At 60.5% G+C, this 24908-nt stretch carries 22 protein-coding genes; 10 read left to right on the forward strand and 12 right to left on the reverse strand.

The genetic code is table 11. The annotated features are described in order from the left end of the window. Positions 1-79 precede the first annotated feature (79 nt). Positions 80-2020 (forward strand): BCCT family transporter, encoded by a 1941-nt coding sequence (locus KGA83_RS29590; protein WP_223531498.1) that lies wholly within the window; start codon positions 80-82, stop codon positions 2018-2020. A gap of 183 nt (positions 2021-2203) precedes the next feature. Here KGA83_RS29590 and choV read toward each other — a convergent pair whose 3' ends face one another. The 3 genes from choV to KGA83_RS29605 all read right to left on the reverse strand — a co-directional run bounded on the left by choV (position 2204) and on the right by KGA83_RS29605 (position 5252). Next, entirely contained in the window at positions 2204-3385 is a 1182-nt protein-coding gene (gene choV / locus KGA83_RS29595; protein ID WP_108216986.1) for a choline ABC transporter ATP-binding protein, read from the reverse strand. After that, on the reverse strand, positions 3382-4227 hold the full coding sequence (choW, locus tag KGA83_RS29600) for a choline ABC transporter permease subunit (RefSeq protein ID WP_108216985.1): 846 nt from the start codon (positions 4225-4227) through the stop codon (positions 3382-3384). Before choW ends, choV begins: the two co-directional genes overlap by 4 nt. A 77-nt stretch (positions 4228-4304) precedes the next feature. Then, complete coding sequence (locus KGA83_RS29605) at positions 4305-5252, reverse strand: choline ABC transporter substrate-binding protein (protein ID WP_223531479.1); 948 nt, start codon at positions 5250-5252, stop codon at positions 4305-4307. Between the two features lie 435 nt (positions 5253-5687). Here KGA83_RS29605 and KGA83_RS29610 point away from each other — a divergent pair, with 435 nt between their 5' ends. Both KGA83_RS29610 and KGA83_RS29615 read left to right on the forward strand, forming a co-directional pair. Beyond that, complete coding sequence (locus KGA83_RS29610) at positions 5688-7064, forward strand: L-serine ammonia-lyase (protein ID WP_108216983.1); 1377 nt, start codon at positions 5688-5690, stop codon at positions 7062-7064. 469 nt (positions 7065-7533) lie between these two features. Next, positions 7534-8637: a GlxA family transcriptional regulator gene (locus KGA83_RS29615; protein WP_007975492.1), complete on the forward strand. Its 1104-nt coding sequence runs from the start codon at positions 7534-7536 to the stop codon at positions 8635-8637. Positions 8638-8733: 96 nt separating this feature from the next. Here the strand turns inward: KGA83_RS29615 and KGA83_RS29620 are convergent, their stop codons facing one another. From KGA83_RS29620 to KGA83_RS29645, 6 genes are all read right to left on the reverse strand, one after another. Next, positions 8734-9000 carry a hypothetical protein gene (locus KGA83_RS29620; protein ID WP_108216982.1) on the reverse strand — a complete coding sequence of 89 codons (267 nt, stop codon included), beginning with the start codon at positions 8998-9000 and terminating at the stop codon, positions 8734-8736. A gap of 359 nt (positions 9001-9359) precedes the next feature. Next, complete coding sequence (locus KGA83_RS29625) at positions 9360-10523, reverse strand: gamma-butyrobetaine dioxygenase (RefSeq protein WP_108216981.1); 1164 nt, start codon at positions 10521-10523, stop codon at positions 9360-9362. A gap of 13 nt (positions 10524-10536) precedes the next feature. Next, the gene (locus KGA83_RS29630; protein ID WP_108216980.1) at positions 10537-11013 is read right to left on the reverse strand and encodes a thioesterase family protein; all 477 of its coding nucleotides are present in this window, start codon (positions 11011-11013) and stop codon (positions 10537-10539) included. Between the two features lie 124 nt (positions 11014-11137). Then, entirely contained in the window at positions 11138-12103 is a 966-nt protein-coding gene (locus KGA83_RS29635; protein ID WP_108216979.1) for an L-carnitine dehydrogenase, read from the reverse strand. 132 nt (positions 12104-12235) lie between these two features. Continuing rightward, the gene (locus KGA83_RS29640) at positions 12236-13123 is read right to left on the reverse strand and encodes a 3-keto-5-aminohexanoate cleavage protein (RefSeq protein ID WP_223531480.1); all 888 of its coding nucleotides are present in this window, start codon (positions 13121-13123) and stop codon (positions 12236-12238) included. Positions 13124-13218: 95 nt separating this feature from the next. Beyond that, positions 13219-14163: a choline ABC transporter substrate-binding protein gene (locus KGA83_RS29645; protein ID WP_108216977.1), complete on the reverse strand. Its 945-nt coding sequence runs from the start codon at positions 14161-14163 to the stop codon at positions 13219-13221. 224 nt (positions 14164-14387) lie between these two features. Between KGA83_RS29645 and KGA83_RS29650 the strand changes: the two genes are divergently transcribed. Continuing rightward, complete coding sequence (locus KGA83_RS29650; protein ID WP_223531481.1) at positions 14388-15332, forward strand: GlxA family transcriptional regulator; 945 nt, start codon at positions 14388-14390, stop codon at positions 15330-15332. A gap of 139 nt (positions 15333-15471) precedes the next feature. Here the strand turns inward: KGA83_RS29650 and KGA83_RS29655 are convergent, their stop codons facing one another. The 3 genes from KGA83_RS29655 to KGA83_RS29665 all read right to left on the reverse strand — a co-directional run bounded on the left by KGA83_RS29655 (position 15472) and on the right by KGA83_RS29665 (position 16863). After that, positions 15472-15888, reverse strand: coding sequence for a DUF3010 family protein (locus tag KGA83_RS29655; RefSeq protein ID WP_223531482.1), 417 nt, complete (start codon positions 15886-15888; stop codon positions 15472-15474). Between the two features lie 33 nt (positions 15889-15921). Further along, on the reverse strand, positions 15922-16245 hold the full coding sequence (locus KGA83_RS29660) for a helix-turn-helix domain-containing protein (protein WP_223531483.1): 324 nt from the start codon (positions 16243-16245) through the stop codon (positions 15922-15924). A gap of 216 nt (positions 16246-16461) precedes the next feature. Next, positions 16462-16863, reverse strand: a complete 402-nt coding sequence (locus KGA83_RS29665; protein WP_108216972.1) for a lysozyme inhibitor LprI family protein — start codon at positions 16861-16863, stop codon at positions 16462-16464. A gap of 224 nt (positions 16864-17087) precedes the next feature. Between KGA83_RS29665 and KGA83_RS29670 the strand changes: the two genes are divergently transcribed. The 6 genes from KGA83_RS29670 to KGA83_RS29695 all read left to right on the forward strand — a co-directional run bounded on the left by KGA83_RS29670 (position 17088) and on the right by KGA83_RS29695 (position 24887). Continuing rightward, positions 17088-18065, forward strand: coding sequence for a dipeptidase (locus KGA83_RS29670; RefSeq protein ID WP_108216971.1), 978 nt, complete (start codon positions 17088-17090; stop codon positions 18063-18065). Positions 18066-18143: 78 nt separating this feature from the next. After that, positions 18144-18674, forward strand: coding sequence for a DUF5943 domain-containing protein (locus KGA83_RS29675; RefSeq protein ID WP_060542338.1), 531 nt, complete (start codon positions 18144-18146; stop codon positions 18672-18674). A 15-nt stretch (positions 18675-18689) separates the two neighbouring features. Beyond that, entirely contained in the window at positions 18690-20750 is a 2061-nt protein-coding gene (gene dgcA / locus KGA83_RS29680) for a dimethylglycine demethylation protein DgcA (protein WP_218431143.1), read from the forward strand. 184 nt (positions 20751-20934) lie between these two features. Next, entirely contained in the window at positions 20935-22881 is a 1947-nt protein-coding gene (gene dgcB / locus KGA83_RS29685; RefSeq protein ID WP_108216970.1) for a dimethylglycine demethylation protein DgcB, read from the forward strand. Then, complete coding sequence (locus KGA83_RS29690) at positions 22881-24101, forward strand: electron transfer flavoprotein subunit alpha/FixB family protein (RefSeq protein WP_223531484.1); 1221 nt, start codon at positions 22881-22883, stop codon at positions 24099-24101. The genes dgcB and KGA83_RS29690 overlap by 1 nt, the downstream gene beginning before the upstream one ends. 15 nt (positions 24102-24116) lie before the next feature. Continuing rightward, on the forward strand, positions 24117-24887 hold the full coding sequence (locus tag KGA83_RS29695) for an electron transfer flavoprotein subunit beta (protein WP_223531485.1): 771 nt from the start codon (positions 24117-24119) through the stop codon (positions 24885-24887). Positions 24888-24908: the final 21 nt, after the last annotated feature.

Below are 24908 nucleotides of genomic sequence, written 5' to 3' on the forward strand. Positions count from 1 at the left end.
CACTGCCCGGAGCATCTGCGCCATGAGTTCTGCCTCACTAATAAAGACCCCACCCGAGAAGGTGACGGTCAACGGTTGGGTGTTCTACACCTCTACCGCGTTGATTCTGTTGTTGACCGCCATTCTGATCATCGCCCCGCAAGAGGCCGGCAGAATGCTCGGCATTGCCCAGGCCTGGTTGTCCCGCAGCTTCGGCTGGTACTACATGGTGGTGATCGCCGCTTATCTGGTTTTTGTGGTTGGCCTGGCGTTTTCGTCCTACGGCAAACTCAAGCTCGGCAGCAAGGACGACACCCCGGACTTCAGCTATGGCGCCTGGGCGGGGATGCTGTTTTCGTCGGGTATCGGCATCTCGTTGCTGTACTTCGGTGCTTCCGAGCCGCTGGACCACTACTTCAACCCACCGGAAGGTGTGGCCGGCAGCAACCTTGCCGCCCGTCAGGCCGTTCAGCTGACATTCCTGCACTGGGGCCTGCACGGCTGGGCGATTTACGCACTGGTCGGTCTGGCCGTTGCCTATTTTGCTTACCGTCATAACCAGCCGTTGGCGTTGCGTTCGGCGCTGTATCCGCTGGTGGGCGAGCGTTGGGTCAAGGGCGCGGCCGGGCATGCGGTGGACGGTTTTGGCATGTTCGTGACCCTGCTGGGTCTGGTGACCAATCTGGGGATTGGTTCGCTGCAAGTGTCGTCGGGGCTGGAAAACCTGTTCGGCATGGAGCACAGCAACACCAACCTGCTGATCGTGATCATTGTGATGAGCACCGTGGCGACCATCGCTGCCGTGTCGGGCGTGGAAAACGGCATCCGTCGTCTGTCCAACCTCAACATCGTGCTGTTCAGCGGCCTGCTGATTTTCGTCCTGTTGTTTGGCCCGACCCTGCATCTGCTCAACGGCTTCGTGCAGAACGTCGGTGACTACCTGAACGGCGTGGTGCTGAAGACTTTCGACCTCTATGTGTACGAAGGCGACAGTGAGAAGTCCGACCGCTGGCTGGGCCTGTGGACCCTGTTCTACTGGGCCTGGTGGATTTCCTGGGCGCCATTCGTGGGAATGTTCATCGCGCGTATTTCCCGTGGTCGCACGGTGCGCGAGCTGGTCGCCGGCGTGCTGCTGATTCCGCTGGGCTTCACTCTGGCGTGGCTGTCGATCTTCGGCAACTCGGCCCTGGACCTGGTGATGAACCACGGGGCGGTAGAGCTCGGGAAGACGGCGCTGGAACAGCCGTCCATGGCGATCTACCAGTTGCTTGAGCATTACCCGGCGTCGAAAGTGGTGATCGGCGTGTCGATCTTTGTCGGTTTTGTGCTGTTCCTGACCCCGGCGGATTCCGGCGCGGTGATGATGGCCAACCTGTCCTGCAAGGGCGGCAATGTCGACGAAGACGCACCGCACTGGCTGCGGATCTTCTGGTCGGCGGTGATCACCCTGGTGACCATCGGCCTGCTGTTCGCCGGCAACTTCGAAGCCATGCAAACCATGGTGGTGCTGGCCGGTCTGCCGTTCTCGGTGGTGCTGGTGTTCTTCATGTTTGGCTTGCACAAGGCCATGCGCCAGGATGTGCAGATCGAACAGGAACAAGCCGAGTTGGCGGCACGCGGTCGTCGTGGCTTCAGCGAGCGCTTGACCCAACTGGACCTGCAACCGAACCAGTCGGTCGTGCAGCGTTTCATGGACAAGCACGTTAGCCCGGCGCTGGAAGATGCGACGGTGCAAATGCGTGCTCGAGGTCTGCAAGTGCAGACGCTGCTGGGCAAGTCCAAGCGCTGCATGGGCGTGCGGGTCGAGATGGAAGAGGGCAATCCTTTCGTCTACGAAGTCAGCCTGGACGGGTACCTGGCCACACCGACCGAATCGGCTCAGTCCGATGAGGCGCGTCAGCGTTACTACCGTGCCGAGGTGTATCTGCATAACGGCAGCCAGGACTACGACTTGATGGGCTTCACCCAGGATCAGATCACCCGTGATGTGCTCGATCAGTTTGAAAGCCATCGGCAGCTCCTTGGCCGCGTCTATAGCTGAGTGAACGAAACCTGTTGCAGCGCATAGCTTGTAGGAGCTGGCTTGCCAGCGAAGGATCCACCGCGGTGTGTCTGACGCGCCGCCTTCGCTGGCAAGCCAGCTCCTACAGAGGTGGCGGTGATTCAAGCAATGGGTTCAAACAAAAACGCCGCGATCTCTCGCGGCGTTTTCGTTTCTGTTGCCTTACCCCAGGTTCTTGCCGAGCAGCGCGTGATACAGCTCGCTGTCGCCGAGAATCCCCACCACCTTGTTGTTGTTGTCGTGCAGCACCAGTTTGTTGCCGGTCTGATAACGAATCTGCAGCGCATCGCGCATGCCGATGTTCGAGTCCACCAGGGTTGGTCGACGACCCAGGCCTTCAACGGCCTGACCCGGTACCCAGTTCTGCAAGTCCAGGGCAGACCCGTTCTGGCGAGCGCCCTTGATGGTGTTGCCCTCGGCCAGGTCCAGCCACGAATCGCCGCCCGGATCCAGGCATACCGAACCGTTGATACGTTTGCAGTTGTCCAGGGTGCGCATCAGGCTGCGACCGCACAGTACGTTCAGCGGGTTGGTGTGAGCCACGAAGGTCCGCACGTAGTCGTCCGCAGGGTTGAGGACGATTTCTTCCGGCTTGCTGTACTGGATGATCCGGCCGTCTTTCATGATCGCGATACGGCTGCCGAGTTTCAGCGCTTCATCAAGGTCGTGGCTCACGAAGACGATGGTCTTGTGCAGCTTGCGTTGCAGTTCCAGCAGTTCGTCTTGCAGGCCCTGACGGATCAGCGGGTCGAGTGCCGAGAACGGTTCGTCCATCAGCAGAATGTCAGCGTCCATCGCCAGGGCACGGGCCAGGCCCACGCGTTGCTGCATACCACCGGACAACTCATCGGGTTTCTTGTTGCGCCACTGGGCCAGGCCCACCAGCTCAAGCTTTTCGTCCACCAGTTTGCGTCGTTCTTTCTCGGGACGACCCTGCATTTCCAGGCCGAAGCTGATGTTTTCGCGAACGGTCAGCCAGGGCATCAGGGCGAACTTCTGGAACACCATCGCAATGCGCTTGGTGCGCATCATTTTCAGTTCGGCGGGGCTGCAGGACGCGATGTCGATCTGCTTGCCTTCGTGCTCGACGAACAACTTGCCACGGCTGACAGTGTTGAGGCCGTTGATGCAGCGCAGCAGGCTGGACTTGCCGGAGCCGGACAGGCCCATCAGTACGCAGATTTCACCTTTTTCGATATCCAGGCTGGCTTTTTCAACGCCGACAATCTGCCCGGTCTTTTTCAGGATCTCGTTACGGGTCATGCCCTGATCCAGCAGCTTGAGCGCCTCGCGTGGATCCTTGGAGAAGATAACGTCAACGTTATCGAAGCGAATAATGCTCATGCGTCACCCCCTACTTTGGCGTCGGGTTGTTTGCAGATACGGTCGAGCATGATCGCCAGCAGTACGATCGCCAGGCCTGCTTCGAAGCCCAGGGCGATATCAGCAGTGTTCAGTGCGTTGACCACCGGTTTGCCCAGGCCATCGGCGCCCACCAGTGCGGCGATCACCACCATCGAAAGGGACAGCATGATGCACTGGGTGATGCCTGCCGCAATGCTTGGCATGGCGTGGGGCAGTTCGATCCGCGAGAGCAGCTGACGGCGCGAGCAGCCAAAGGCCTTGCCGGCGTCCATCAATTCTTCCGGTACATCGCGGATACCCAGGTAAGTCAGGCGGATGGGCGCGGCAATCGCGAACACCACCGTGGAGATCAGGCCCGGGACCACACCCAGCCCGAAGAGGGTGAGGGTAGGAATGAGGTACACGAAAGTCGGTACGGTCTGCATCAGATCGAGTACCGGACGCATTAAAGTATAGAACATCGGCTTGTGCGCGGCGACGATGCCCAGCGGCACGCCGATAACCACGCAGACCAGGGTGGCGAACATCACCTGGGCGAGGGTTTCCATGGTTTCCTGCCAGTACCCCAGATTGAGGATCAGCAGAAAGGAGGCAACGACAAACGCGGTCAGACCCCATTTACGTTGAATGAAATGTGCCAGTAGTGCGATTAGGCCGATCAGTGCCAGCGGGTTGAACCAGGTCAGCGCAAAGGTCACGCCGTGGATCATCGTTTCCAGAGACACGGCGATTGCGTCGAAGGTGCTGGCGCCGTGTTGCGTCAACCATTCAACAAAGCCCGCGATGTACTGGCCTAGGGGTATTTTCTGATCAATCAGCATGGTAGTGAACGTCCGCATGCAAGGTAATTAACAGCCCGGACGGTGTGGGCCGTCCGGCATAAGCGATGCTCCCTAATTCAAGGCGTCAGTTTGGCTTTCACGGCCTCCAGGCCAGGTTTACCGTCAATGGTGGTCACGCCAGCGAGCCAGGTATCGAGCACCTGTGGATTCTTTTTCAGCCAGGCCTTGGCGGCCGCGTCAGGCTTCATCTTGTCGTCCAGGATGTTGCCCATCAGTTCACTTTCCATGTCGACGGTGAACTCCAGGTTCTTCAGCAACAGGCCGACGTTGCTGCACTCCTGCGCATAACCCTTGCGGGTGTTGGTCGCCACGGTGGCGGCACCGAAGTCCGGGCCGAAGAAGTCATCACCACCGGTCAGGTATTGAATCTTGAAGCGCTTGTTCATCGGGTGCGGCGCCCAGCCGAGGAACACCACGGCGGTGTCGCGTTTCTGTGCGCGGTCGACCTGCGACAGCATGCCGGCTTCGCTGGACTCGACGACCTTGAAGCCGGCGTCCTTGAGGCCGAAGGCGTTCTTGTCGATCATTGACTGGATCAGGCGGTTGCCGTCGTTGCCAGGCTCGATGCCGTAGATCTTGCCATCGAGTTCCTTCTTGAATTTGGCGATATCGGCGAAGTCATGCAGCCCCTTGTCGTACAGCGCCTGGGGGACGGCGAGGGTGTATTTGGCGCCCTTGAGGTTGGTACGCACGGTTTCCACGGTGCCGGCATCGCGGTAAGCCTTGATGTCGTTTTCCATGGTCGGCATCCAGTTGCCCAGGAACACGTCCATGTTCTTGCCGTCGGCCAGCGACTTGTAGGTCACGGGCACGGAAATCATGGTGGTCTTGGTCTTGTAGCCAAGGGCGTTGAGTACGACGCTGGTGGTCGCGGTAGTCGCGGTGATGTCGGTCCAGCCGACATCGGAGAAGTTTACGGTACTGCACTGCGCCGGTTCTGCAGCTTGCGCCAGAACCGGCAGACTAAGCATGGCGGCCAACAACAACGACGGGGAACCTTTCATGGATGGACTCCTTGGTGTTTTTTTTGGCAGTGTTCCGACTGGACCACCGCACTTATAGGTTGCGGTTGGGTGGCGTTCTGGAGACAGCTCTACCACGTCGCCTTGCAATCGAGTCGATATGATCATGTACCAGTGAAAATCTGACGCCTACAGGGTGCGTCGTATCCAGTACAGGGATGGTCGCATCCAGTGTCGGTGACGTCGTTTACAGATTTTTTCCGCCCGATTTTCCCCTCTGAACCGCAAAAAAACGGCGAAAACACGGCGTAAAAGACACGCGGCGCTGGTGGGCATGAGTGCGTCGGTTAGAGACGTCGAACAACTGGATAAAAGCTTGATGATGCGCTCATCTCGGCGGATTGCAGCTTGAGCGTAGCAGCTCCGTCAGCGTGCGCTTTTGCGTGCGCAGTGGGCCCATCCAGGAGTTCGGCAGTAATGGCTATCAGTGTTTTCGACCTGTTCAAAATCGGCATCGGCCCTTCCAGTTCACATACCGTGGGGCCCATGCGGGCGGCGGCTTTGTTTGTGCAGGGCCTGCGCGAGCGCGGGCTGCTCGAGCAGGTACGGCGTGTCGAAGTCCAGCTGTTCGGCTCTTTGTCGGCCACCGGTATCGGCCACGGCAGCGACAATGCCGTGATCATGGGCCTGATGGGCGAGTGGCCGGATGCGATCGATCCGTCGCAAATCGGCATCCGCATCGCCACCCTGCGCGAGAGCGATACGCTGCTGCTCGACAATCGCTTGCCGGTGCCCTTCATCTGGGCCCGGGACATGCGCCTGATCGACGAGAACCTGCCATTCCATCCCAACGCCATGACCTTGATAGTCGAGGGTGATGACGGCGAGTTGCATCGCGACACCTACTATTCGGTTGGCGGCGGTTTTGTCGTCGATGAGGCTCAGGCCTCCAGCGGTGTCGTCGACCTCGACCGCACTGTGTTGCCTTATGACTTTTCCAGTGCGGCCGAGCTGCTGGAACTGTGCAAAAAGCACAAGCTGCGCGTGGCTGAGTTAATGATGGCTAACGAGAGGGTGTGGCGCAGCGAGGACGAAATCCGCAGCGGCCTGATGAAGCTCTGGCGCGCCATGCAGGATTGCGTCGAACAAGGCCTGAAGCACGAAGGCATCCTGCCCGGCGGGCTGAACGTGCGCCGTCGTGCGGCCAAGCTGCACCGTAGCCTGCAGGAACTGAACAAACCCAACGTGATCGGCTCGACCTTGAGCGCCATGGAGTGGGTCAACCTGTTCGCCCTGGCGGTCAATGAAGAAAACGCCGCCGGCGGGCGCATGGTCACGGCACCGACCAACGGCGCGGCGGGGATCATTCCGGCGGTACTGCACTACTTCATGAAGTTCAGCGAAGCGGTGACCGACGCCAATGTCGTGGATTACTTCCTCAGTGCGGCGGCAGTGGGAATCCTGTGCAAGAAGAACGCCTCGATCTCCGGTGCCGAAGTCGGCTGTCAGGGCGAAGTCGGTTCGGCCTGCGCCATGGCGGCGGCCGGGCTGGCGGAAATTCTTGGCGCCACACCAGAGCAACTGTGCAACGCGGCGGAGATCGGTCTGGAGCACAACCTCGGCCTGACCTGCGACCCGGTGGGTGGACTGGTCCAGGTGCCGTGCATCGAGCGCAACGCGATTGCCGCGGTGAAGGCGATCAATGCGGCGCAAATGGCATTGCGCGGTGATGGCCAGCACTTTATTTCGCTGGACCGGGTGATCCGCACCATGCGCGATACCGGTGCCGATATGCATGACAAATATAAAGAGACATCGCGGGGTGGGTTGGCGGTTAGCGCGGTGGAGTGCTGAGACCGAGTCGCCTTCATCGCGAGCTTGTTCGCGATAGCGCCAGACCAGTCAAAACTGCGCGCTAAGTGAACACCCGCTCGAAAACGCGCCACCTTTTAGCGCGTCGCTCACAGATAAATCGGCTTGCCACTGATCGAGGGCCAACCGGCCTTCGACCGCTTGTCACCCGTGCCTGCGGTGACACTCCTTTCCATCACGGCGCAACGCCGTTCCCACAAGTGCTACCGAATTGCTCACAGCTTGTGGGCCGGGGCGCTTGCCAGTCCTGATGGCCATTTAAATCCCCCTGCCTTGCAAGACATATATAGACACATTCCGACGTCGTTTTCAGGAGTTATTGAACGCGCATTCAAAAATAGGCATGGCAATTGCTCTGTCATTACAAAGCCCGTCTCCCAAGCGAGAACGATGGCCATAAAAAGAGCCTCCGCCTGAGGCCATCACCCGCTTTGTGTGAGGAGATACCGCGATGACGACGTTCAACTCCGGGGCCCAACCCCAGAACCGTGCGCCTCAATCCATCGGCTTTCTGCTGCTGGACAATTTCACGCTGATTTCCCTGGCGTCCGCAGTGGAACCCCTGCGCATGGCTAACCAGTTGTCCGGTCGCGAGCTGTATCGCTGGACCACCCTCACCGTCGATGGCGGTCAGGTCTGGGCGAGTGACGGCTTGCAGATCACCCCCGACGCCTCAATGCACAAAGCCCCGCCAATGGACACCGTGATTGTTTGCGGTGGCATCGGCATCCAGCGCACGGTGACCCGCGAACACGTGTCGTGGCTGCAAAGCCAGGCCCGCCAGTCCCGCCGCCTCGGCGCGGTGTGCACCGGCAGCTGGGCCCTGGCCTGCGCCGGCCTGCTCGACGGTTTCGATTGCAGCGTGCACTGGGAATGCCTGGCGGCGATGCAGGAAGCTTTCCCACGGGTAGCCATGAGCACCCGTCTGTTCACCCTCGACCGTAACCGTTTCACCAGCTCGGGCGGCACCGCGCCGCTGGACATGATGCTGCACCTGATCAGCCGTGATCACGGGCGTGAACTGTCCGCCGCGATCTCGGAAATGTTTGTCTACGAGCGCATTCGTAACGAGCAGGATCACCAGCGTGTGCCGCTCAAGCACATGCTCGGCACCAACCAGCCGAAGTTGCAGGAAATCGTCGCGTTGATGGAAGCCAACCTCGAAGAGCCGATCGACCTCGACGAACTGGCGGTTTATGTCGCGGTGTCCCGTCGTCAGCTCGAGCGGTTATTCCAGAAATACCTGCACTGTTCGCCGTCGCGTTACTACCTGAAGCTGCGTTTGATCCGCGCGCGGCAATTGCTCAAGCAAACGCCGATGTCGATCATCGAAGTGGCGTCGGTCTGTGGTTTCGTGTCCACGCCGCACTTCTCCAAGTGCTACCGCGAATACTTCGGCATTCCACCGCGTGACGAGCGCGTAGGGTCCAACACCACACAACAAGTGGCGATGATGCCGCTGCCGCAAGCGCTGGTGCTGTCGCCGTTGTCCGGGCCGTTGTCGGCACTGAGCCAGGCGCGTAATGAGTCGACGTTTGCCAGTGTAAGGCTCTAGACCGGGTCGACTTCATTCGCGAGCAGGCTCGCTCCCACATTGGATCTGTGTTGTTCACAGAACCAATGTGGGAGCGAGCCTGCTCGCGAAGGCGTTTTATCGGGCGGTGTGGCTCTGCTGGTACTCCGACAACGCCGGAAGCAATTGTTTGTCGATGGCCTGGCGCACTGCCGGCAGGATCGTCGCGCTGCTGGTGTACATCTCCTTGACCATCTTGCGAAGCTCATACGCCCGAGTATCGTCCAGGCCCCTTACCACGCACTCGCAAGCCTGCTCGGCGGTGGCTCCACTGGGTACGTTGAATCCCAACGACTTGAGCTGGCCCAACAGGTCTTCCTGGTCTATCAAATCGGCGTGCATCATGACGCAATCCTTCTTCAGGGAACGGTGTCGTAGTTCGATTCTGGTGGGGGTGCCGGGTGTCGGCAAGGGCGAATTGTCGCAATGGCTCAATTGGTTATGAACATGTCGTTTTCGGCTAACCTGGCTCGCGGGGTAGTGGGCACACTGGACTCAGCTCGCTTCACGAAGGTTTGGTCACCCTCGCACGGCAGCTCCTCAACAGTACCCTCTGCCTCGATCCTGTCACGGCTTGATCGGGGCTTTTTTTCGCCTGCGGATCGGTGTTGGCAGGCCTCATGCCTTCGCTGGCAAGCCAGCTCCTACAGGGACGGTGTGATCTCTGTAGGCGCGGGCTTGCCAGCGAAGAACGATGACGCGGACTAGCGTTGCAACACGAGGATGCGCGACAACAACTCATCCCGGTCGACATAGCAACCCTGGAAATGCCGCGCCCCGGTGGCCGGGTCGAAGGCATTGCGGGCATGCAGGGTGCGGCGGTTGTCGAAGCACCACAGCTCGCCGGGATTGAGCCGCTGCATCAACCTGAATCGAGGCTCGCGGGTCATCGCGATAAAGCGCCGGTAGGCGCGATAGAGCCTGGGCATCTGTTCCACCGACGCATCGAACGGCCCGCGCAGAAAGTTTGCCATGCGGATTTCCGACACCTGTCCCAACGCATCCAGGGCAATGATCGGCGCCAGGCAGCGGTAGTCGCTGTGACGGTCCTTGTTGCGAAACTCCACGGGAATTTCACACAGGCTACTGAAGGATTCGGGGTCTTCCCGGCGCAAGGCGTCGGCGATGGCGAAACCATCGACAAAAATGCTCTCGCCACCCTCGGCGTCATTGACCAGGCAATGCAGGAACTGCAGCCCCGGTTGCAACTCACGGGTTGGTAAATCGCTGTGCAGCGGCAGGTTGAAGGCGGTGTAGGCATTGCTGTCGGCGTCGGCCCTGGATTGCACGTTGAACAGCACGCCGAAATTGCTCTCGCGGATGAAGGAAATCCGTTGGGCGATCAGTTTCAGTGAGCCGAGCTCGGTGGGCACGCCACGGACCTGGGTCAATCCTACGTCCCGTACCGCCAACAACCATTGCAACAAGGCGTCGGAGTCGTTCATCAGCGCTTGATACTCGAACACCGGCAACTGCAAATCGCTGTGCCAGAGCCTGGCTTTAGGCTTGCGCTGCTGACGCTCGGCGCGGGAATCATCGTCATAGGCGTGGGCGCGCAGCCAGCCGGGGTCGAAGCGGCTGCAGTGGCCGTCCTGCCAATCCACCGCCAGGCAGCCATCGCTGTCTATACGGGCGTTATCGGGCATCAGGTCTTGAGCCACATCGACGATTTCCAGCACTTGCTCGCGGGTCACCGTGTAGACGCATTGCGGGCACGGGCAGTTGTCCCGCAGCCATTGATGGTGGAAAGGGCTGACACGGTTATCGGCCCACTTCACCAGAACATGGTCCGCCAGAGTCTGCACACCAGTCAGCGCGCTGATCAACGGATAGGTACGAAAGTCGGCAAATGCAGCGGCGGTGTTCATGGCGATCTCCTTGTTATTTTTTTTGGGGTAATGCGATCACTCGGCCAATGTACTTGGGTGTTGGCAGGTCTACCTGTTCGGCGACGATGGCTTGCAGACGGCTCAAGGACTGTTCGCTGAACGGGGCCGAACGCGGCCCGGCGAGATTCACGTGCAGCAGCATCTGTTCGTTGCCTGCCAGTTCCTGGGCGTCATCGACCAGATGCAGGCTGTGATAGAGGTGCACGCGCTTGCTGTCGTGGGCAATGATTTGAGTGTGCACTTCGACTTGGGCGTCGAGCTTCACTTCGTGCAGGTAGTTGAGGTGCAGTTCGAGGGTGAACAGCGAGTTGCCGGTGGCTTCGCGGCTGCTGCTGTCCAGGCCCAGGCGATCCATCAGCGCGTCGGTGGCGTAGCTGAAGATCAGCAGGTAGAAAGCGTCGCGAAGGTGGCCGTTGTAGTCGACCCAGTCGGGGATGATGGTGGTTTGGTAGGTGGTGAGGGTGGGCATGATGACTGATCCAGAACAGATTGTGATTGGAATGCCGTCATCGCCAGCAGGCTGGCTCCCACATTGGAATGCGTTCTCCTGTGGGAGCCAGCCTGCTGGCGATGGGGCCGGGCCTGCGGTTTGGTTACTCGCTGAACGCCATCCCATGCTTCTCTTTGGTGGTCCTCACCGCCTCCAGCACCGCCAGCAGGCAGTCATCACGATAGCGCTCCAGCGCTGAAATGCTGTGTTTGCCCAGTTGATCGCTGGTGCCATCGACCACATCGTCGATCAGCTTGTCGGTCAGCTCCGGTGCCGGCAGGTAGGTCCACGGCAATTGCAACGCCGGGCCAAACTGGGCCATGAAGTGACGCATGCCGGCATCGCCACCGGCCAGGGTGTAGGTCAGGAAGGTGCCCATGAACGACCAGCGCAAACCGGCGCCGAAACGGATTGCATCGTCGATTTCACCGGTAGTCGCCACACCGTCGTTGACCAGGTGCAGTGCCTCACGCCACAGCGCCTCGAGCAGACGGTCGGCGATGAAGCCCGGCACTTCCTTGCGCACGTGCAGCGGGCGCATCCCCAGGGATTCATAGACTTTCATCGCGGCTTGCACCGCTTCAGGGGCGGTGTTTTTGCCGCCGACCACTTCCACCAACGGCAGCAGGTAAACCGGGTTGAACGGGTGACCGACCACGCAGCGCTCCGGGTGCGTGGCACTCTCGTAGAACTCGCTTGGCAGCAAGCCAGAGGTGCTGGAACCGATCAATGCATTGGGCTTGGCTGCCGCGCTGATTTTGCTGTGCAGGTCCAGTTTCAGCTCCAGTCGCTCCGGGGCGCTTTCCTGGATGAAATCGGCATCGCGCACGCACTCTTCGATGGTCGCGACAAAGCGCAGGCGATCCTGCGATGCACCCGGCGCCAGGCCTTGTTTCTCCAGCGCGCCCCAGGCATTGGCGACGCGTTTGCGCAAGGCGGCTTCGGCGCCGGGGGCCGGGTCCCAGGCCACTACATCCAGACCATGGGCGAGGGCACGGGACACCCAGCCGCTGCCGATGACACCGCTGCCTAACGCTGCGAAGGTTTTGATTTCGGTGATAAAGCTCATGGTCGATTCCTGAAGAGTTCGGTGATCCTTGTAGGAGCGAGCTTGCTCGCGATGGTATTCCAGGCGCGGAGTGGCGTCGGCTGTACCTTTTTCGCGAGCAAGCTCGCTCCTACAGGGGAAAAGTGTGTGGGGTTAACCGCGCTGGGTCAGGCCCATTTTTGCCCGGCCTTCCGCCGGGGTCAGGACGCGGGCGCCGAGGCGGCTGAGGATTTCGCCGGCGCGCTCGACCAGTTGGCCGTTGGTCGCCAGCACGCCCTTGTCCAGCCACAGGTTGTCTTCCAGGCCGACGCGCACGTTGCCGCCGAGCAACACCGCTTGCGCCGCCATCGGCATCTGCATGCGACCGATACCGAAGCCGGCCCAGACTGCGTCGGCCGGCAGGTTGTCGACCATGGCTTTCATGGTGGTGGTGTCCGCCGGCGCGCCCCAAGGGATGCCCAGGCATAGCTGAAACAACGGGTTGTCGAGCAGACCTTCCTTGATCATCTGCTTGGCGAACCACAGGTGACCGGTGTCGAAGATTTCCAGCTCGGCTTTAACGCCCAGCTCTTGAATGCGTTTAGCGCCAGCGCGCAGTTGCGCCGGGGTGGACACGTAAATGGTGTCGCCGTCGCCGAAGTTCAGGGTGCCGCAATCGAGGGTGCAGATTTCCGGCAGCAGTTCTTCGACGTGGGCCAGGCGGGTCAGCGGGCCGACCAGATCGGTGTTCGGGCCGAATTCCATCGGGTTCTCGCCGCCGCCGATTTCCAGGTCGCCGCCCATGCCGGCAGTGAGGTTGACGATGATGTCCACGTCCGCCTCGCGGATGCGCTCCATCACTTCGCGGTACAGCGCCACGTCACGGCTGAACCTGCCGGTTTGCGGGTCGCGCACATGGCAGTGAACCACGGTGGCGCCGGCCTTGGCGGCTTCCACGGCGGCAGCGGCGATTTGTTTCGGGGTGACCGGCACGTGGGGGCTTTTGCTGGTCGTGTCGCCAGCACCGGTGAGTGCGCAGGTGATGATGACGTCGTGGTTCATGAGGCGGTTCCTTACAGGCGAGTTTTTGGTTTTGGCCAGGCGTGGTGGTCCCGTTCGCAGCCTGTTGGGGCTGCGACTCGGTGGTTCTATCGAGTTTATTTACTGGTCAGTTGCAGGTTTTCAGCGGCCGGTTTGCCATCGAAGGTGGTGACACCTTCAAGCCAGCGCTTTTTGTCCTGCGGGTGATCCTTGATCCATTGTTTGGCCGACTCGAAAGCGTCCTTGTGATCCAGCAGCGGCTGCATCATCCGGCTTTCGTCTTCGGCGGTGAACGTCAGGTTGCTCAGCAGGCGACCGATGTTCGGGCATTGTTCGGTGTATGTCGGTGCGGTGACGGTCCACACGGTGGCCTTGCCTTCGTTCGGGCCGAGGGCGTCGTCGCTGCCGGTGAGGTAGGTCATCTTGACGTTGACGTTCATCGGGTGCGGCGCCCAGCCGAAGAACACCACGGCTTCGTTGCGACGTACGGCGCGATCCACGGCGGCGAGCATGCCGGCTTCGCTGGATTCGACCAGCTGGAACTTGCCAAGGCCGAACTGGTTTTTGGAGATCATGGCCTTGATCTGGGTGTTGGCGCCCGAGCCAGGCTCGATGCCGTAGATCTTGCCGCCCAGTTCCTTTTCGAATTTGGCGATGTCAGCGAAGGTTTTCAGGCCCTTGTCGGCGAGGTAGGTCGGCACGGCGAGGGTCGCGCGGGCGTCCTGCAGGCTTGGCGCTTCAAGCACCTTGACCTGTTTGGCGTCGACGAACGGGGTGATGGTCTGGGTCATCAGCGGGTTCCAGTAGCCGAGGAACAGGTCCAGACGCTGGTCGCGGATCCCGGCAAAGATGATTTGCTGGGAGGCGCTGGTTTGTTTGGTGCTGTAGCCGAGGCCATCGAGCAATACCTGGGTCATGGCACTGGTGGCGATCACGTCGGTCCAGTTCACTACACCCATGCGCACGTTCTGGCACGCGGCGGGTTCGGCGGCCATGACACTGGCGCTCAGCAAAGCGGTACCACTGAGTGCAAGAACACAGCTGCTGATCAGTCGTTTCATCTCAGGTTCCTCGGCAGTTCGTTTATTGTGAGTTCCGGTGTCTGATGCGCCGGTGATGCCAAGTTACGCAGCAAAGCACCGATGAAAGCGCACTGCGGCGACCAGCTCTTGCACTGCAGCGACCTGTGCTCTTGAATGCCGCTTGCAACTGGCGTATCAACATCCCTACGCTGCCCGCCCTCTCGTTACCTGGCCTCTTGTTACCTGCTCAGCGAGTGCGCTCCATGTCCCAGGATTTCTACTTCTTGTTGATGCCGGGTTTCTCGGCCATCGGATTTATCTCGGCCATCGAGCCGTTGCGGGTCGCCAATCGCTTTCGCGGCGAGCTGTATCGCTGGCATGTGCTGAGCGCCGATGGCGGGGCGGTGCTGGCGAGCAACGGCATGTCAGTCAACGCCGATGCGGCGCTGGAGCCGCTGAAGAAAGGCGCGACACTGCTGGTGGTCGCCGGTTTCGAACCGCTGAAGTTCACTACCCCGACGCTGGAACATTGGTTGCGCCGCCTGGACAACGAAGGCGTGACCCTCGGCGCCATCGACACCGGCAGCTTCATCCTCGCCGAAGCCGGTCTGCTCGACGGCCATCGCCTGACCTTGCACTGGGAAGCGATCGACGCGTTCAAGGAGTCTTATCCACAGCTCAGCGTCACCCAGGAACTGTTCGAGATCGACCGTCGGCGTATCACCTCCGCTGGTGGCACGGCTTCCATCGATTTGATGCTGGATCTGATCGCCCAGGCCCACGGTCCCGGCCTGGCGATCCAGGTCAGCGAACAATTCGTACTCGGCCGTATCCGCCCGCGCCAAGACCACCAGCGCATGGAAGTCGCCACGCGCTACGGCATCAGCAACAAGAAACTGGTGCATGTGATTGGCGAGATGGAGCAGCACAGCGAACCGCCGCTAAGCACGCTGGAACTGGCGGAATCGATCAAGGTGACGCGGCGCCAGCTGGAGCGCCTGTTTCGCCTGCACCTGAATGATACGCCTAGCAATTTCTACTTGCGGTTACGGTTGGAAAAAGCACGGCAGTTGCTCCGTCAGACCGACATGAGCGTGCTGGAAGTGAGCATTGCCTGCGGGTTTGAGTCGCCGTCTTATTTCACCCGCAGTTACCGGGCGAAATATGAGCGCTGCCCGCGGGAGGATCGGCGTACCGCAAAAGCGTGATTCTGAAAACACTGGAGAAACCTGGGGGGGCGAGCTTGCTCGCGATAGCGGTCTGTCAGACACATTGATGTTGACTGATACACTGCCATCGCGAGCAAGCTCGCTCCCACATTAGTTCTTTGGTGCCTGGAGGATCAGGTTACTTCTTCACCAGCGCCGAACACGCTGCCTTATAGGCCTCATGCTGATACTTGTTCAGCGTCCCCGGCAGTTCGAAATTGTGCTTTTTAGCCTGTGCATTGATGGTCTGTGGCGACAGCAGGGCTACCTCGCAACTCTCCAGCAACTGGAAAACCCCCTCGATCTTGAACGTGGTCGGCCCGCCAGCGAACTCGCCTTTCTTGCTGCGCTTCTTGATCGCGATGCGGTCGATGGAGTTCTCACGGACAAACGAGGCAACCTGAGTGGCGAACACTTTGACGTTGGCGGCTTCATCGTCATCGTCCAGGGCAATTTTCTTGGTGGCGAGCGCGACATGGCCCAGCGCCTGACCGTCCAGGGTGGCCACGGCGATGATCGCTTCGCTGCCTTTGATTTCGATGCCGCAGACTTTCATGTTCAATCTCATTAGTGACAGAGGGTGTGCAGCTTACAGTTCAAGCTGGCTGGCCGTGATGCCAAATGCCAAAGCGATTTTTTCGCGAGTGGCTTTACGGGGCTTGGCGACGGTTTCCTGTTGGGCAAAGGCAGGCTGGGTTATGCCCATGCGTTTGGCCACTTCATCCTGGGTAAGGTTCAAGTGTTCGCGCCAGGCGCGGATAGGGGTAGCGCCATCGACGATACGGCTCACCACTTCATGGGGGATCAAGTCGGGCTCGATTTTCTGCGCCACGTATTGTGCATAGGGAATGACCACGAAGGCTGGTTTGCCTTCGGCGTCGTTGATGATTTGAATGTCAGTAGGTGCGTTCATAGCGGATAAACATAAGTCTTTTATAAGATTTGCGAATCTTTACTTATATTTTTATGGTTGGCCATCAACAACATTTGTCGGCATGTTGCGTGAAAAGTCCGCAGAACAGCGGCTTTGGACGGAAGCTGTAGGTCAGATCAGAGTGCGTTGTGGGAAAAGGGTTTTTTGGCGATTGAAAGCTGGTGGTAGTGCCAGCTTTCAGTGGGACATTCAGGACTATTCCTGCCCAATCGACTCCAAAAACTCCGACCGCTCGTCGCTCATCCGCGCAATGCAATCGTTCTGGGCAATGGTGAACGCCTTGCTGCCACCGGTGGCCGGGAAGGCTTCGACGGCGCAGTCGGCGTCGCGGGTCTTCAGCCATTGCTGTTGGGCGGCTTTGATCTTGGCGGTGATGTCGGCCAGTTGCGACGGGTTTTTGCCGTACTGCGACTGCATGCGGTCGTTCAGGCCCTGGAGGTTTTCCTTGAGCAAGTCTTCGGCGGTGGTTTTGCTGAAGGCCGAGCACTCGAGGGTCTGGACGTCGTTTTCGACTTTGTCGCACGGGTTGTCGTCGGCCACCTCGGCTGCGTGTACGCCGGTTGCAATCAGTGCCAAAGCCAGAAGGATGGATTTCATTCAGGTCGCCGCTCTATTCCAGTGATGCGGCGAATTCTGGCCCAAGCCGAAGGCCTTGAACAGGTCGGTGATAGTGCCTGACGGCGACCCTTTGTCGCGGATTGACGCTTTCGGCAATTCCCCTGTCGTTTTTGCACCCGGCTGCTTAGGCACCGAGGCATATGCTGGCCCCAAAGCGCCGGCAGACGATTCGGCGCATGAATCGCTAACAAGGGGACAGCCTGATGAGCCCAGCCGAATTGCACGCCGACAGCATCGTTATCGACGGGCTGATTATTGCCAAGTGGAACCGTGAACTGTTCGAAGACATGCGCAAGGGCGGCTTGACCGCGGCCAACTGCACCGTGTCGGTGTGGGAGGGCTTTCAGGCCACCGTCAACAACATCGCCGCCAGCCAGAAGCTGATCCGCGAGAACAGCGACCTGGTGATTCCAGTGCGCACCACCGCCGATATCCGCAAGGCCAAGGAACAGGGCAAGACCGGCATCCTCTTTGGCTTCCAGAATGCTCACGCGTTTGAAGACCAGATCGGCTACGTCGAGGTCTTCAAGCAGCTCGGCGTCGGTATTGTGCAGATGTGCTACAACACCCAGAACCTGGTCGGTACCGGTTGCTACGAGCGTGACGGCGGCCTGTCGGGCTTCGGTCGCGAAATCGTCGCCGAGATGAACCGGGTCGGCGTGATGTGCGACCTGTCCCACGTCGGCTCGAAAACCTCCGAAGAAGTCATCCTCGAATCCAAGAAGCCGGTCTGCTACTCCCACTGCCTGCCGTCGGGGCTCAAGGAGCACCCGCGCAACAAGTCCGATGAAGAACTGAAGTTCATTGCCGACCACGGCGGTTTCGTCGGGGTGACCATGTTCGCGCCGTTCCTGGCCAAGGGTATCGATTCGACCATCGACGACTACGCCGAAGCGATCGAATACACCATGAACCTGGTTGGCGAAGATGCCATCGGCATCGGCACCGACTTCACCCAGGGCCATGGCCAGGACTTCTTCGAATACCTGACCCATGACAAGGGCTATGCCCGCCGTCTGACCAGCTTCGGCAAGATCATCAACCCGCTGGGCATCCGCACCGTGGGCGAGTTCCCGAACCTGACCGAGACCCTGCTCAAGCGCGGTCACTCCGAGCGCGTGGTGCGCAAGATCATGGGTGAGAACTGGGTGAATGTCCTCAAGGACGTTTGGGGCGAATAAGCCGCCGCATCTCTGAATCCTTTCCCGCTGCCGTCCGTGCAGCGGGCAACGCAACGAATTTTCTGGAGTCAAGTTTCCATGGCCAAAATCGCCCCGCAATTGCCAATCGAAGTCGACAGCGAAACCGGTGTCTGGACCTCCGACGCCCTGCCGATGCTGTATGTACCGCGTCACTTCTTCGTCAACAACCACATGGGCATCGAGGAAGTGCTGGGCGCTGACGCTTATGCCGAAATCCTCTACAAGGCCGGCTACAAGTCCGCCTGGCACTGGTGTGAAAAAGAAGCCGAATGCCACGGCCTGGAAGGCGTTGCGGTGTTCGAACACTACATGAAGCGCCTGTCGCAGCGCGGCTGGGGCCTGTTCAAGATTCAGGACATCGATCTCGACAAAGGCACTGCCAGCGTCAAGCTCGAACACTCGGCATTCGTCTATGTGTACGGCAAGGTCGGACGTAAGGTCGACTACATGTTCACTGGCTGGTTTGCAGGGGCCATGGACCAGATCCTGGCCGCTCGCGGCAGCAAGATCCGCACCGTGGCCGAGCAAGTCTACGGTGGCTCCGAAGAGGGCCACGAAGACGGTTTGTTCACCGTCAAGCCGTTGTAAGTCGAGGAACCCGCCATGGCTTTCGAAGCAATGTTCCAACCGATCCAGATCGGTAAACTGACCATCCGCAACCGCGTGCTCAGCACCGCGCACGCCGAGGTTTATGCCACCGACGGCGGCATGACCACCGACCGGTACGTCAAGTATTACGAAGAGAAAGCCAAGGGCGGGATCGGCCTGGCGATTTGTGGCGGCTCGTCCGTCGTGGCGATCGACAGCCCGCAGGAGTGGTGGAGCTCGGTGAACCTGTCCACCGACCGCATCATTCCGCACTTCCAGAATCTGGCCGATGCCATGCACAAGCACGGCGCCAAGATCATGATCCAGATTACCCACATGGGTCGTCGCTCGCGTTGGGACGGCTTTAACTGGCCAACGTTGATGTCGCCGTCGGGCGTGCGTGAGCCGGTGCACCGTGCCACTTGCAAGACCATCGAGCCGGAAGAAATCTGGCGGGTGATCGGCAACTATGCGCAGGCTGCGCGTCGTGCCAAGGCCGGAGGCCTGGACGGCGTGGAATTGTCGGCCGTGCACCAGCACATGATCGACCAGTTCTGGAGCCCGCGCGTCAACAAGCGTACCGACGAATGGGGCGGTACCTTCGAAGGCCGCATGAAGTTCGGCCTGGAAGTCTTGAAAGCCGTGCGCGCCGAGGTCGGTGACGACTTCTGCGTGGGCATGCGCATCTGCGGTGATGAGTTCCACCCGGACGGCCTGTCCCACGAAGACATGAAGCAGATCGCCAAGTATTACGACGACACCGGCATGCTCGATTTCATCGGCGTCGTCGGCTCGGGTTGCGACACTCACAACACCCTGGCCAACGTGATTCCGAACATGAGTTACCCGCCCGAGCCGTTCCTGCACCTGGCGGCCGGGATCAAGGAAGTGGTCAAGGTTCCGGTGCTGCACGCGCAGAACATCAAGGACCCGAACCAGGCCACGCGCATTCTGGAGGGCGGCTACGTCGACATGGTCGGCATGACCCGCGCCCACATCGCCGACCCGCACCTGATCGCCAAGATCAAGATGGGTCAGATCGACCAGATCAAGCAGTGCGTCGGGGCCAACTACTGCATCGACCGTCAATACCAAGGCCTGGATGTGTTGTGCATCCAGAACGCCGCAACTTCCCGTGAATACATGGGCGTGCCACACATCATCGAAAAAACCACCGGCGTGAAACGCAAAGTGGTGGTCGTTGGCGCCGGCCCTGCGGGGATGGAAGCCGCTCGCGTTGCCGCCGAACGTGGCCACAACGTGACCCTGTTCGAGAAGAAAGAATTCATCGGCGGCCAAATCACCACCGCTTCGAAAGCACCGCAACGGGACCAGATCGCCGGTATCACCCGCTGGTACCAGCTGGAACTGGCTCGGTTGAAAGTCGATCTGCGCCTGGGCACTGCGGCGGATGCGCCGACCATCATGGACCTGCGTCCAGACGTGGTGGTGCTGGCCGTCGGTGGACATCCGTTTATCGAGCAGAACGAACACTGGGGTGCGGCTGAAGGCCTGGTGGTCAGCAGCTGGGATGTGCTCGACGGCAAGGTTCTGCCTGGCAAGAACGTGCTGGTTTACGACACCATTTGCGAGTTCACCGGCATGTCTACCGCCGACTTCATTGCGGACAAGGGCAGCCAGGTCGAAATCGTCACCGACGACATCAAGCCAGGCGTGGCGATTGGCGGCACGTCGTTCCCGACGTACTACCGCAGCATGTACCCGAAAGAAGTGATCATGACCGGCGACATGATGCTGGAGAAGGTTTACCGCGAAGGCGACAAGCTGGTGGCAGTGCTGGAAAACGAATACACCGGTGCCAAAGAGGAGCGGGTGGTGGACCAGGTGGTCATCGAAAACGGTGTGCGCCCGGACGAGGAAATCTACTACGCCTTGAAGGAAGGCTCGCGCAATAAAGGCCAGATCGACGTCGAAGCCTTGTTCGCGATCAAGCCGCAACCTTGCCTGGAGCAGAGCGGCGACGGCTACCTGCTGTTCCGCATCGGTGACTGCGTGGCACAGCGCAACGTGCATGCCGCGATCTACGACGCGCTGCGGTTGTGCAAGGATTTCTAAGAGCTTGTGGATAACCCTTGTAGGAGCGAGCTTGCTCGCGATGGACGTGAACGATGACGCGGGGAGTCTGATTTAACGCGACGTTCTCAGGTTTTTCGCGAGCAAGCTCGCTCCTACAAGGAATCGGGCAAGGCATCCAGGTAGTTTGGCCTGCAAGACCCTGCGGTCTTTGGGAGCTTCACCTATGTTGAACACCCTTCTTCCAATCCTGCTGTTCGCTGCCCTGGGCCTTGGTGTCCTCGGTGCTTTGAGGCGGGTGAATATGTGGCGCCGGGGCCGGGCTTCGAAAGTCGACCTGATCGGCGGCCTGTTCGCCATGCCCAAGCGCTACATGGTCGACTTGCACCATGTGGTCGCGCGGGACAAATACATTGCCAACACCCACGTCGCCACGGCTGGCGGTGCGGTAGCGTCCATCGTGCTGGCGATTCTGGTGCACGGTTTCGGCCTGCATAACCGCTTCCTCGGCTATGCGTTGCTGCTGATGACGGCTGTGATGTTCGTCGGTGCGATCTTTGTTTACCTGCGCCGGCGCAACCCTCCATCGCGCCTGTCGAAAGGCCCGTGGATGCGCCTGCCGAAAAGCCTGCTGGCGTTCTCGGCCTCGTTCTTCCTGTTGACCCTGCCGGTGGCGGGCATCCTCCCGGAAAACTTCGGTGGCTGGCTGTTGGCGGCGATTCTCGGGGTTGGCGTGTTGTGGGGCGTGTCGGAACTGTTCTTCGGCATGACCTGGGGCGGGCCGATGAAACACGCTTTCGCCGGTGCCTTGCACCTGGCCTGGCACCGTCGCGCCGAACGCTTTGGCGGCGGTCGTTCCACCGGTTTGAAACCGCTGGATCTGAACGACCCGAGCGCGCCGCTGGGCGTGGAAAAACCCAAGGATTTCACCTGGAACCAGTTGCTTGGCTTCGACGCGTGCGTGCAGTGCGGTAAATGCGAAGCAGCATGCCCGGCGTTCGCCGCCGGCCAGCCGTTGAACCCGAAAAAACTGATTCAGGACATGGTTGTCGGCCTGGCCGGCGGCACTGATGCCAAGTTCGCCGGCAGTCCGTATCCGGGCAAGGCCATTGGTGAGCACGCGGGCAATCCGCATCAACCGATCGTCAACGGTCTGGTGGACGCCGAAACCCTGTGGTCGTGCACCACCTGCCGTGCCTGTGTCGAGGAATGCCCGATGATGATCGAGCACGTCGATGCCATCGTCGACATGCGTCGCCATCTGACCCTGGAAAAAGGCGCAACCCCGAACAAGGGTGCCGAAGTCCTGGAAAACCTGATCGCCACTGACAACCCGGGCGGTTTTGCGCCGGGCGGGCGGATGAACTGGGCGGCAGATTTGAACCTCAATCTGCTCAGCGAAAAGAAATCCACCGACGTGCTGTTCTGGGTTGGCGACGGCGCCTTCGACATGCGCAACCAGCGTACCCTGCGCGCGTTCGTCAAAGTGCTCAAGGCGGCGAAAATCGACTTCGCCGTGCTCGGCCTCGAAGAACGCGACAGCGGTGACGTGGCCCGGCGCCTGGGCGACGAAGCGACCTTCCAGCTGTTGGCCAAGCGCAACATCCAGACTCTGGCCAAGTACAGTTTCAACCGCATCGTCACCTGCGATCCGCACAGCTTCCACGTGCTGAAAAACGAGTACGGCGCCTTCGATGGCAACTATCTGGTGCAGCACCACAGCACCTACATGGCGGAAATCATCGATGCTGGCGCGCTCAATCTCGGTCAGCACAAAGGCGACAGCGTGACCTACCATGACCCGTGCTACCTCGGCCGTTACAACGGTGAGTACGAGGCGCCGCGCCAGGTGTTGCGCGCCCTCGGGATCGAAGTGAAAGAGATGCAACGTTCCGGCTTCCGTTCGCGCTGCTGCGGCGGTGGTGGCGGTGCGCCGATCACCGACATTCCCGGCAAGCAACGTATTCCCGACATGCGCATGGAAGACATCCGCGAAACCGGCGCCGAACTGGTGGCCGTGGGTTGCCCACAATGCACGGCGATGCTCGAAGGCGTGGTCGAACCCCGTCCGCTGATCAAGGACATTGCCGAACTGGTGGCCGACGCGCTGCTGGAAGACGACGCGGCAAAGCCGGCCGCGCCGGCCAAACGTGAACCTGCGGAGGTGCACTGATGAGCGACATTATCCGCCGCGACCCGCGGGCCGAATGGATCGCCCGCAACCGGCTGCACCCGCTACACGCGGCCATGCAACCGGCGCAACACAGCTGGATGGGGCCGAATGGCGTCATCCGCAAGAATCCACATGGCATTGGTTTTATCGGCCCCAACGGCATCAAGCGCATCGACCGCAGTGGCGCCCAGCAGGGTGGTGCGACCAAACGTTCAGCCGCTGTTGAAGTGCAGTTGCCATTGCATCAGGTGGCCGCGCCGGCGTTTTACATCAGCGTGGTGCCGGACATGGTCGGTGGTCGCTTGAGCAGTCACGACCGCGACCTGCTGGGCCTGGCCCATCAGTTGGCCGGCAAGGACGGTGCGGTGTTGGCCGTGGTGTTCGGCGAGCACAAGGAAAACGCTTTCGCCACGGCGGGCGTCGACCGCTTGCTGGTGCTGGACGGTGAAGAATTCAGCGGTTATGCACCAGAGCAACGGGTCCAGGGCCTGCGGGCTGTGGATAACCAGTTCAGCCCGCGTCACTGGTTGCTGCCGGACAGTCGCACCGGTGGCGGTGAACTGGGTCGGCGCTTTGCCGCCGCCCTGGGCGAACGCCCGGCCACGCGGGTCTGGCAGGTCAAGGATCAGGAATGCATCGGCCGTGCCGGTGCCGGTTTGCAAGACCTGGCGCGGCCGCTTGCGCGCTTGATTCTGGCAGCTGTCGAATGCGCCGAACCGGTCAGTGAAACCCGTCACGAAGCCTTGCCGGTGGAGTTATCCACAATCGTGGCGCGCAGCTTGTCGCGGATTGAAGATCTGGGCGCGGTGGCAGTGGATCCGGCGGCAATCCCCATGGCCGAAGCCGAGTTCATTTTCTCCGGCGGCAACGGGGTCAAGGACTGGGGACTTTTCCACAGGACCGCCGAAGCCCTCGGCGCGACCGAAGGCGCCTCGCGGGTGGCAGTGGACGACGGCTTCATGGCTCGCGATCGTCAGGTCGGGGCATCCGGCACCTGGGTCACCGCACGGGTCTATGTGGCAGTGGGGATTTCCGGGGCGATCCAGCACCTGCAAGGCATCGGTGCCTGCGACAAGGTGGTGGCGATCAACCTTGACCCTGGCTGCGACATGATCAAGCGTGCCGACCTCTCGGTGATCGGTGAGAGCGCGGAGATTCTTCAAGCCTTGATCGAGGCGGTAGAGGCTTACCGCAACGACGCCAAGCGCGATGCGGCTTAAGGGAAGGAAAGGGTTATGAGCACGAAAATCATCAGCCTGGTGTCCATCGGCGCCCACCCGACGTCCGGTCGGCCACGTCGCGCGGAAGAGGATGCGCGGGCGGTAGAACTGGGCCTGCAATTGGCTGGGGATAACCTGCAGGTGCTGCATGCCGGCGACATCGCCGAGCCTGCATTGCGCGCTTACCTGGGCATGGGGCTGGAGCAACTGCATGTGTTGGAGCAACCGCAAGGCGCCGATGCGCTACCGGCGCTGACCGAGTATCTGCGCGATGCAGGTGCTCAGGTGGTGTTGACCGGCAGTCAGGCGGAAACCGGCGAAGGCTCGGGCATGTTGCCGTTCCTGCTCGCCGAAAGCCTGGGCTGGCCGCTGGTGGTGGGGCTGGCGCAGGTCGAGTCCATCGACGGCGGTTCGGCGCTGGTGCTGCAGGCCTTGCCGCGCGGTCAACGTCGGCGGCTGAAGGTACGCCTGCCGTTTCTGGCAACGGTGGATAACGCCGCGCCCAAGCCTCGCCAGAGCGCTTACGGCCCGGCCCGACGCGGCGTGCTGCAAGCGCAGGACGTCGAGGTCATCGACGATGAACTGCTCGCGGTCGCCACCTTGCAACCGGCCAAGCCGCGGCCCAAGCGCCTGAAGGTAATCAAGGCCAAGAGCGGCGCCGATCGTATGAAAGCCGCAACGGCGAAAGCCAGTGGCGGTGGCGGACAAGTGCTCAAAGGCGTTACGGCGCAAGCTGGGGCTGAGGCGATACTCAAGTTGTTGATTGAAGAAGGCGTGGTCCGCTAGCGGTCCGTTGGGGGGAAATAA

The organism is Pseudomonas sp. GL-R-19 (genome assembly GCF_019956375.1).
In the GTDB taxonomy this organism is placed as follows: domain Bacteria; phylum Pseudomonadota; class Gammaproteobacteria; order Pseudomonadales; family Pseudomonadaceae; genus Aquipseudomonas.